Genomic DNA, 9,607 nt, shown 5'->3' on the forward strand with positions numbered 1-9,607 from the left:
ACTGGTAGCGCGTTTCGGAGGTATACCGCTGCACCGGAAGCCAACGGCTGCCCTCGAAGATCGAGCGCCGATCCTGGCCACGGCCCGTGGCAACGAGCTGATCCACCGGCTCCTCGCGGGCGCGTGCGAACTGTGCGGAGCGACGGAGCAGGTGGAAGTACACCACATCCGCCACCTCGCCGACCTCAACAAACCAGGACGACGTGAAAAACCGGCCTGGGTCCGCCTCATGGCGAAGCGACGGCGAAAAACACTCGTCGCCTGCCGCCCCTGCCACGAGGCGATCCACGCCGGACGACCTACCACGCAACCCACGGCATAACCACTGGAGAGCCCGTTGCAGTTAACGCTGCACGGCGGGTTCGGCGGGAGGCCGACGGAAAAGAAACCGCCCGAGGCGGTCACCTCGCCGGCGGCCTACCCAACTCCGTGGGAGCCGGCGGGTGCGATTCCCGCCGGCTACCCGACTGGAGAAACTCTCGAGGGCGCTCCCGACGAGAACCCGCCGTCGCCGAACACGCCGAACAGCTGACCGACGAAGCACTCGAACAGCTGATACCTGAGGTCGGGGCCGTCGCGGCGTGCCGGGCGGTGGGCCGGTCCCGGGCGACGCATTACCGGCGGCACCGTCAAAGCCCGCCGCCGCCGCGACCGGAGCCGATCCCGCACAAGCAGCGCCACCAGCCCGCGGCCCTGACCACCGAGGAGCGGGCCCGGGTGATGGAGGTCCTGCACCGCAGGCTTTAGTTGGAGATACGCGATTTTCCCAGCCCTGGTTCCATTGGCTCAAAATCTATGGTACAACCATTCCTCTCCCGTGCGCAGAGAACTTGGGCTGAGAAGTCAAAAAATGAAAAGAACGACAACGGACGCTAGGGTCAGCCCATCCACTGCCGATTTTGGTGGGAGTTGGGGTGGGCTGAACGCGTAAATGCTGTCCGACCTGGGACGATGGTCTTGCTGAAGGACCCATCGGACCAGACCAAGAGACCCTGGCCGCCGGCCGGTCACGGCGAAGTACGCCGCAGACTGGCCGGCGTGGGGACACCGGAAGATCCACACGATGATGGCCGTCGACGGGCACACCGTACCTCTGGTGGCGGCCTTCATCGTCCTGCTCAAGGCGGTCCTCTAGCGCGGACCAATGAGGCAGCCGTAGCTAAAGGGTGCTTCTGAACCGCCCTGGTCTCCAAGGAACGCAGGGCGGTTCGCCGATGCGTCAGACGATCTCGATGACCATCGCGGCGCCCATGCCGCCGCCGGCGCACATGGAGACGACGCCCAGGCTCGCGCCGCGGCGGCGAAGCTCGCCGATCATGGTGACGATCATGCGGGCGCCGGTGGCGGCGATGGGGTGGCCGAGGCTCGCGCCGCTGCCGTTGACGTTGACGATCGCGGGGTCGAGGCCGAGCTTGCGGATGGCGGCGACCGGCACGGAGCAGAACGCCTCGTTGATCTCGAACAGGGCGATGTCGGAGAGGGTCAGCCCGGCGCGGTCGAGGGCCTTGGGGATCGCCAGCGTGGGGGCGAGGCCGGTCAGCGCCGGGTCGATCCCGGCGGTGGCCCAGGAGCGGATCCGGGCCAGCGGGGCGAGGCCGTTGGCGGCGGCGTAGTCGTCGCTGGTCAGGGTGACCGCGGCGGCGGCGTCGTTGAGCCCGGCCGAGTTCGCGGCGGTGACGGTGGGGTTCGGGTAGTCGGGGCGAATCACCGGCAGTTCGGCGAGGCGCTCCAGGGTCGTCCCGCGGCGGGGGTGTTCGTCGGTGTCGAACCGCTTGGTCGTGCCGTCGGGCAGGGTGACGTCCAGCGGGATGATCTCGTCGACGAAGGCGCCGGCGTCGATGGAGGCCAGCGCGCGCTCCTGGGTGTAGACGGTCCACTCGTCGACGTCGCGGCGGGTCAGGCCCATCTCGCGGGCGGTGTTCTCGCCGACGGTGATCGGCATGTCGAACGAAGGCGCCTCCGGGGTGTCCGGGTTCGGCGGGGACATCCAGATCTTCTGGTTGCCGTCGGCGTCGCGGCGCGAGCCGAGGATCTGGTTGCTGAGGCTTTCGGTGCCGCCGGCGACGACGACCTTCTCCATCCCGGCGCGGATGCCGGCGGCGGCGATCGCGACGGCGCTCAGGCCGGAGGCGCAGTGCCGGTTGGTGGCCAGGCCCGACACGTCGGTCAGGCCGATGCGGACAGCGGTGTGCCGGGCGATCACGCCACCGCCCTGGTAGCTCTCGGCCAGCACGAGGTCGTCGATGTCGCTGACGGGCACGCCGGCGCGCTCCACCACGGCGGGAACGACCGCCTCGGCGAGGGCGAAGGCGTCCAGCCCGACGAGGGAGCCCTTGCGGGCCCTCCCGATGGCGGTGCGGGCGGTCGACACAACAACAGCGTCGGTCACGGGTGTCTCCTCGGGAGGTCTGCGGCGGCACGGCAGGTGCCAGTTCGCAGTTTGAATATTATATTCGACCTGACGACGGTGCCTCCGGTGCTGACAGCCGGCCAGCCTGCTGGTCTGCTGGTCTGCTGGGCATCGTCGAAGGTCACCGTGACGCGGGAGAGGTGTGGCATGGCGGATGAGGCGCTGCGAGCGTTCGGCGCGGACGACCACTACGACGCTGATCTGGACCTGACCCACCGGTCGACGCCCGCCGGCCCTGCCCGCCACCACCTCCCGACCTCCGAAGGATCATGAAGCCATGGCGTTTCCCCTGGGAGTCCCGGTCATCGACACGATGATCGCCTTTCCGACCCGGGACTCCTCCCAGTACGACTTCATCCGGCGTCAGCTCAAGGACCCGGAGTCGAGGGCGTTCGCGTTCCCGGCCGAGTACATGTTCAAGAGCGTGCCGCACGATCTGCCCACTGATGACCCGGTCAGCGTCACCCTGGGCGAGATGGACCGCTACAACATCGAGAAGGGGATGATCGGCTGCCGCGGTGAAGCAGCCCAGGTGGCTCTGCGTACCTTCCCGGACCGGTTCGTTCCGAGCGCGACGATCGAGAACCCGTCCGACGTCATGGGCAGTGTTCGCGGCCTGGTCGCCGATTTCGAGACCCACGGGGTGAAGGCGGCGACAGTTTTCCCCGCCGGTACCTTCCCGCAGGTCGCGATCAACGACGAGAAGATGTACCCGATCTACGCCAAGTGCGTCGAACTGGGGATACCCATCTTCGTCTGCGCCGGTGTGCCCGGCCCGCGGCTGCCGTTCGCGCCGCAGAAGGTCGAACTCATCGACCAGGTGATGTACGACTTCCCGGACCTGGTGTTCGTCACCCGGCACGGCTGCGAGCCGTGGACGGAGCTGGCGGTGAAGCTGCTGCTCAAGTGGCCGAACCTCTTCTACTCGACGTCCGCCTTCGCGCCGAAGTACTACCCGAAGGACATCATCGACTTCGCGAACAGGCGCGGGGCGGACAAGGTCATTTACGCGGGTTACTTCCCCATGGGGCTGACCCTCGAGCGCATCATGCGGGACATGCAGGACGTCCCGTTCCGTGACGAGGTGTGGACCAAGTTCCTGCATGAGAACGCCCGCCGAGTTCTGAAACTGGACGCCTGAGCCGGCAGCGGCACAGCAGCGAGGAGAGACAGACGTGTCCATCGGTCTTGACGACGACCACGCGGCACTCGCCGACTCGGTGCGAGGGTTCGTGGCCCGCCACGCGCCGTCCGCCGCGGTCCGGGCGGCGATGCCGGAGTGGGTCGGCGGCGCACTGCCCGACTACTGGCCGGGCGTCGTCGAACAGGGGCTGACCGCCCTGCACCTGCCCGAGGAGCACGGCGGGGCCGGCGCCGGGCCGGTGGCGCTGGCCGTCGTGGTCGAGGAGGCCGCGCGCGGCCTGCTGCCCGGGCCGCTGCTGCCATCCCTGCTGACCAGCTCGGTGCTGGCCCGCTACGGGGATGACGACCTGCGCAAGCGGACCCTGCCGGCACTGGCGGAAGGCTCCGTCGGGGCCACCGCCCTCTCCGCGGCCGGGCTCGCGGCGCGGCCGGCCGGTGACGGCGGCTACCGGGTGAGCGGCACGACCGATCCGGTGCTCGGCGCCCCGGGCGCCCATCTGCTGCTGCTCGGCGCGACGACTCCGGACGGCAGCGAGATCTGGTTCGTCGCGGAGCCCGGCCAGGGGGTGGCGGTCCGCGCCGGCGAGCCGGTCGACCACACCCGTGCGGTCGGCCCGGTGATGCTGGATGACGTGCTGATCAGCGCCGACCGGTGCGTCGCGGTCGGCTCCGCGCAGGTGCGTGCCGTCGCCGCGGTGCTCTTCGCCGCCGAGGCGACCGGCCTCGCCCAGTGGTGCATCGACACCGGCGTCTCCTACGTCAAGGTGCGTGAGCAGTTCGGGCGGCCCGTCGGCTCGTTCCAGGCGATCAAGCACAAGTGCGCCCGGATGTTCGTCGACGTCCAGACCATGGCCGCCGCCGCATGGGACGGTGCCCGGGCGCTCGACGAGAGCGACGCCCAGCTCGCCGTCGCGGCCGCCGGGGCGGCAGCGGTCTGCCTGCCCGGCGCCACCGACCTCGGGCTCGCGACGATCACCCTGCTCGGCGGCATCGGCTACACCTGGGAGCACGACGCCCACTTCTACTGGCGCCGGGCGATGGTGCTGGAGAACCTGCTCGGCCCGGCCAGCCGCTGGCAGCGTGAGCTCGGCGAGCGGGTCCGGACGACGTCCCGCGACTTCGACGTCGACCTCTCCGACGCCGACCCGGCGTTCCGGGAGCGGATCGCCGGGATCCTCGCCGAGGTCGCGGCGCTGCCCGCCGACGGCCCCGCCCGGCGCCTGCGCCTGGCCGAGGAAGGGCTGGTCGTGCCGCACTACCCGCGGCCGTACGGCCTCGGCGCGAGCCCGATCGAGCAGCTCGTCATCCAGCGTGAGTACGAGCGTGCCGGCCTGACGCCGCCGATGCTCATCGTCGGTGACTGGGCACTGCCGACGGTCCTCGCCCACGGCACCGACGCCCAGCGGGACTTCTTCGTCCCGGCGACGCTGCGCGGCGACATCGAATGGTGCCAGCTGTTCAGCGAGCCCGGCGCCGGCTCCGACCTCGCCGCGCTGTCCACCCGCGCCGAGAAGGTCGACGGCGGCTGGCGGCTCAACGGGCAGAAGGTCTGGACGTCGAAGGCGCACGAGGCGCAGTACGGCATCTGCCTGGCCCGCACCGACCCGGACGCCCCCAAGCACAAGGGCATCTCCTACTTCCTGGTCGACATGGCCGCCCCCGGGCTGGAGATCCGCCCGTTGCAGGAGGCCAACGGCGGCTTCCTGTTCAACGAGGTGTTCCTCAACGACGTGTTCGTGCCGGACGACCGGCTGGTCGGCGAGGTGAACCAGGGGTGGACGCTGGCCCGCACCACGCTCGGCAACGAGCGGGTCAGCATCAGCGGCATGCAGAACATCCCGGTCGGGCTGGTGGAGCTCGCCGGCGAGCCGGGCCTCGCGGCGGAGCCGTCGGACGTCCTGCGGGAGCTGGGGGAGACGTTCGGGCCGGCGCACGCGCTGGCCGCGCTGGCGCTGCGCACCACGCTGCGCAGCCTGTCGGGGCTGCGCCCCGGGGCGGAGTCGAGCGTCTCCAAGGTGCTGGCGGGCACCCTGGCCACCCGGGTGGCCGAACGGGCGATGCGCTGGACCGGGCCCGCCGCCGCCGTCGCCGACGGTCCGGCCGGGGCCCGTGCGCAGGGCTACCTCACGGTGCCGCCGAAGCTGATCGGCGGCGGAACCGTCGAGATCCAGCTGAACGTGATCGCCGAACGCATCCTCGGCCTGCCGCGTGGCTGACGCCGCCGGCGCTCCGCCCTCTCCTCCGTTCTTCACCGGCCTACCGACGGGAATCTGATGGGCATCACGATCGATCTGACCGGCCGGCGCTTCCTGGTGGTGGGCGCGTCGTCCGGCATCGGGCGGGCGACCGCCCTGGCCCTGGGCCGCGCCGGCGGGCGGGTCGCCGTGGTCGGGCGGCGAGCCGCGCAGCTGGACGAGGTCGTCGCCACCCTGGACGGCGGGCTCGCGTTACCCGCAGACCTGCGCGTAGACGCCGAATGCGAGCGTGTCGTGGTGGCGGCGACCGAGGCCTTCGGCGGCCTGGACGCGGTGCTGTTCCCGATCGGGTACTCGCCGCTGAGCCTGCTGACGACGACGGACGCGGCCACCTGGTCCGCCGTCTTCGCCACGAACGTGACCGCACCGGCGCTGGTCACCGCGGCCGCGGTCACCGCCCGGGGCGACGAGCCGGGCCTGTTCGTCTACCTGTCGTCCAACTCGGTGGGGAACCCGGTGCACGGGCTCGGCGCCTACACGGCGAGCAAGGCCGCGCTCGAGCACACCATCCGCAGCTGGCGGCGCGAACATCCCGAGCACCGGTTCCTGCGCCTCTCGGTGGGGGCGACGATGCCCACCGAGATCCACCGGGAGTTCGGCGACGACATTCTCGGTGAGCTCCTGCCGAAATGGGCGTCCTCCGGGCTGGTCACCGCCGACTTCATGCACGTGGACGACGTCGGCGCTGCGGTCGCCCAGAGCACGGCCCTCGCGCTCACGTATGGCGGGATCGCGCTCGACGACGTGACCCTCAACCCGGCGAGCGCTCCGCTCGATCCGGCGGCGCTGCAGGCACTGGGCGCGCACGCGGCCACCGGGGAGCGGCCCGACGAGACCACCGGCCAGTGGAGCACCGGCTGATGGGCGGGGCGCCGGCCCCCGGGCCGTTGGTGACCGTCGAGCAGGTGGACGGCTTCGCGGTGCTCACGCTGAACGACCCGGCGCACCGCAACGCGCTGTCGTACGAGATGAGCTGCGCGATCGCCGAGGCGGTCGAGCTGGTGCTCGCCGCGGACGCCGGTGCGATCGTGCTCACCGCGGCCCCGCCGGTGTTCTGCGCCGGCGGCAACCTGGACGACCTGATCGCGCCGCGCGTCCCACTCGCCGACACCTACGCGGGCATGCTCGCGCTCGCGCACGCCCCGGTGCCGACGATCGCGGCCGTCGGTGGGGCGGCCATCGGCGCGGGGGTGAACCTGCCGCTGGCCTGCGACATCATCATCGCCGGGGAGTCGGCGTCGTTCGACCCGCGCTTCCTCGACGTCGGTATCGCCCCCGGCGGCGGTCATCTGTGGCGCCTGGCCGGGCGGATCGGGACCCAGGGCGCCGCCGCGCTCGTGCTCTGCGGGGACAGGCTGACCGGCGCGGAGGCGGCGCGCTGCGGGCTGGCCTGGCGATGCGTGCCGGACGACGAGCTGACCGCGGTCGCCTCCCGGCTGGCCCGGCGGGCCGCCGGGCGCCAGCACGACCTGGTGGCCCGCACCAAGACGACGCTGCGCACCACGGCCGCGCTCGCGGACGCGGACGAGGCGGTCGCGGCCGAGCTCGTCGTGCAGCAGTGGTCCGTCGACCGGCCCGGCTTCGCCGATCACGTCCGCGGGGTACGTGACCGGCTGCGAGCCGCCCGCAGCGCGTGACCGGCTGCCAGAAAGGCAACGAGAAATGTGACAGTCATGTCACGCCCAGGAGTGAGCCCTTTTCCATCGTCGGCTCAGATCTGCGGCGGCCCTGACAGTGAACGCTGAGATGGAAAAGGCTCATAGGAGGCCCGGCATGAAAGCGGACGATCTCATCCTCATCAGCGTGGACGACCATCTGGTCGAGCCACCGGACATGTTCGAGGGCCGGCTGCCGGCCCGGTTCGCCGACGTGGCGCCGCGGGTTCGCCGGCTCGACGACGGCTCCGACGTGTGGACCTTCAACGGGTCGGTCATCCCGAACATCGGTTTGAACGCGGTGGCCGGGCGGCCAAAGGAGGAGTACGGCGTCGAGCCGACGGCCTTCGACGAGATGCGTCCGGGCTGTTTCGACATTCATGAACGAGTGAAGGACATGAGCGCCGGCGGGGTGCTGGGCTCGATGTGCTTCCCGTCGTTCCCCGGTTTCAGCGCCCGGGTGTTCTCCGCCGCCGACGACAAGGATCTCGCCCTGGCGGTCGTGCGGGCCTACAACGACTGGCACATCGACGAATGGTGCGGGGCCTACCCGGGCCGGTTCATCCCGATGGCGCTGCCGATCCTCTGGGACCCGGAGCTGGCGGCCGCCGAGGTTCGCCGCGTCGCGGCCAAGGGCTGCCACTCGATCACCTTCACCGAGAACCCGGCGACCCTCGGGCTGCCCAGCTTCCACGACGAGCACTGGGACCCGCTGTGGCAGGCACTGGTCGACGAGGGCGTGGTGCTGTCCATCCACCTCGGCTCGTCGGGCAAGCTGTCGGTGACCGCCGCCGACGCGCCGGTCGACGTGATGATCACCCTGCAGCCGATGAACATCTGCCAGGCCGCCGCCGACCTGTTGTGGTCCCGGGTCATCAAGAAGTTCCCGGGAATCCGGATCGCCCTTTCCGAGGGTGGCACCGGCTGGATTCCGTACTTCCTCGACCGCATCGACCGCACCTACGACATGCACCACCTGTGGACGGGCCAGGACTTCGGCGGGAAGCTGCCCAGCGAGGTGTTCCGCGAGCACTTCCTGACCTGCTTCATCGCCGACCCGGTGGGCATCAGGCTGCGGGACATGATCGGCCTGGACAACATCGCCTGGGAGTGCGACTATCCGCACTCGGACTCGTCCTGGCCGAACGCGGGCGAGGAACTGGCCGCGGTCGCCGCCGACGTCCCCGACGACGAGCTCAACAAGATCACGTTCGAGAACGCGATGCGCTGGTACTCCTTCGACCCGTTCGCCCACCGCCCCCGCGAGCGTTCCACGGTCGGCGCGCTGCGCGCGGAGGTCGCCGGGCACGACGTCACCACCCGCTCCTTCGACAAGGGCCGCTTCGAGCGCACCGGCGCCGGCACCGACCTGTCCGCCCTCGCGAGCAACGCCACCGCCTGACTCGGAGTGCGGGCCTGACTCGGAGCGCGGGCCTGACTCGGCATGCGGCCTGCCGCGCTGATCGCGTGGCGGGCCGCTGAGGTCCTGGCGGAGTAGACAGTGGTGCTTTCACACAAAAAGTGAGGATTTCGGCTGCTGCAGCAACCGCGGTCCTCACTTCTTGCGGAGCGTCAAGTTATTCCCGTAGTCCCCATTTGCGGCTGTTGCCATGAATCGGTGGCGCGGCGCGGCAGCGCGCACTCTGTGCGCCCGGCCGGCCGGGTTCTGGGCCGGCCAGCGACCTGCTGAGTCGCATCTCGCGGATCAGGGCTGCCAGATTCCGAGGATGTCGGCCGTGGTGGTGATCGTCGCGATCAGCGAGAGGGTGTTCGCGATCAGGACATCGGCGTAGTCGGTGGGCACTCCGCAGATCGCGTCGCGGGGCACGACCACCTGGTAGCCGAGGTTCACCGCGTCGAACACCGCGTTGGGAATCGCGATGTTGGCGGATACGCCGACGATGACCAGGGTGCGGGTACCGAGGTTGCGCAGCAACGCGTCGGCGTCAGTGCCGGCGATGGGGGACAGGCCCGCCAGCCGGGTCGAGACGAGATCGGACGGGGCGCGCCCGATCTCGTCGACGACCTCGACCGCCGAGGTGCCGAGCAGCTGCTGGACCGGCGCCCGTTCCACCGCGGCGAACAGCCGGGCGTTGTGGCTGGCGCCGCGGCCGTCCGGCCGGCGGGCCGCGATGGCGTGCAGC

8 protein-coding genes and 1 pseudogene are annotated in these 9,607 nt (G+C 70.7%); 7 read left to right on the forward strand and 2 right to left on the reverse strand.

Annotated elements, in window-relative coordinates:
- Window positions 1-322: pseudogene (locus tag FREUN1FDRAFT_RS48365) on the forward strand (maturase); the annotation flags it as partial.
- 897 nt (window positions 323-1,219) lie between these two features.
- Here FREUN1FDRAFT_RS48365 and FREUN1FDRAFT_RS36165 read toward each other — a convergent pair.
- Window positions 1,220-2,389: a thiolase family protein gene (locus tag FREUN1FDRAFT_RS36165; RefSeq protein WP_006545370.1), complete on the reverse strand. Its 1,170-nt coding sequence runs from the start codon at window positions 2,387-2,389 to the stop codon at window positions 1,220-1,222.
- Window positions 2,390-2,476: 87 nt separating this feature from the next.
- Between FREUN1FDRAFT_RS36165 and FREUN1FDRAFT_RS44650 the strand changes: the two genes are divergently transcribed.
- From FREUN1FDRAFT_RS44650 to FREUN1FDRAFT_RS36190, 6 genes are all read left to right on the forward strand, one after another.
- The gene (locus FREUN1FDRAFT_RS44650; protein ID WP_157475774.1) at window positions 2,477-2,683 is read left to right on the forward strand and encodes a hypothetical protein; all 207 of its coding nucleotides are present in this window, start codon (window positions 2,477-2,479) and stop codon (window positions 2,681-2,683) included.
- A gap of 4 nt (window positions 2,684-2,687) precedes the next feature.
- Window positions 2,688-3,551, forward strand: coding sequence for an amidohydrolase family protein (locus tag FREUN1FDRAFT_RS36170; protein ID WP_006545372.1), 864 nt, complete (start codon window positions 2,688-2,690; stop codon window positions 3,549-3,551).
- 34 nt (window positions 3,552-3,585) lie between these two features.
- Window positions 3,586-5,769 carry an acyl-CoA dehydrogenase gene (locus FREUN1FDRAFT_RS36175; protein ID WP_006545373.1) on the forward strand — a complete coding sequence of 728 codons (2,184 nt, stop codon included), beginning with the start codon at window positions 3,586-3,588 and terminating at the stop codon, window positions 5,767-5,769.
- Between the two features lie 57 nt (window positions 5,770-5,826).
- Window positions 5,827-6,669, forward strand: coding sequence for an SDR family oxidoreductase (locus FREUN1FDRAFT_RS36180; RefSeq protein ID WP_006545374.1), 843 nt, complete (start codon window positions 5,827-5,829; stop codon window positions 6,667-6,669).
- Window positions 6,669-7,445: an enoyl-CoA hydratase-related protein gene (locus FREUN1FDRAFT_RS36185; RefSeq protein WP_006545375.1), complete on the forward strand. Its 777-nt coding sequence runs from the start codon at window positions 6,669-6,671 to the stop codon at window positions 7,443-7,445. The genes FREUN1FDRAFT_RS36180 and FREUN1FDRAFT_RS36185 overlap by 1 nt, the downstream gene beginning before the upstream one ends.
- 136 nt (window positions 7,446-7,581) lie before the next feature.
- Window positions 7,582-8,865, forward strand: a complete 1,284-nt coding sequence (locus FREUN1FDRAFT_RS36190; protein ID WP_006545376.1) for an amidohydrolase family protein — start codon at window positions 7,582-7,584, stop codon at window positions 8,863-8,865.
- Between the two features lie 303 nt (window positions 8,866-9,168).
- Here FREUN1FDRAFT_RS36190 and FREUN1FDRAFT_RS36195 read toward each other — a convergent pair.
- A partial coding sequence (locus FREUN1FDRAFT_RS36195; protein WP_035957263.1) for an isochorismatase family protein occupies window positions 9,169-9,607 on the reverse strand: 439 nt, incomplete at its 5' end.

It is taken from the genome of Parafrankia sp. EUN1f (genome assembly GCF_000177675.1).
In the GTDB taxonomy this organism is placed as follows: domain Bacteria; phylum Actinomycetota; class Actinomycetes; order Frankiales; family Frankiaceae; genus Parafrankia.

What these genes read in the sequence shown, in the direction of transcription:
- FREUN1FDRAFT_RS36180 (WP_006545374.1), top strand. Translation starts at nt 5,827, where the DNA reads ATGGGCATCACGATCGATCTGACCGGCCGGCGCTTCCTGGTGGTGGGC.
- FREUN1FDRAFT_RS36170 (WP_006545372.1), top strand. Translation starts at nt 2,688, where the DNA reads ATGGCGTTTCCCCTGGGAGTCCCGGTCATCGACACGATGATCGCCTTT.
- FREUN1FDRAFT_RS36190 (WP_006545376.1), top strand. Translation starts at nt 7,582, where the DNA reads ATGAAAGCGGACGATCTCATCCTCATCAGCGTGGACGACCATCTGGTC.
- FREUN1FDRAFT_RS36185 (WP_006545375.1), top strand. Translation starts at nt 6,669, where the DNA reads ATGGGCGGGGCGCCGGCCCCCGGGCCGTTGGTGACCGTCGAGCAGGTG.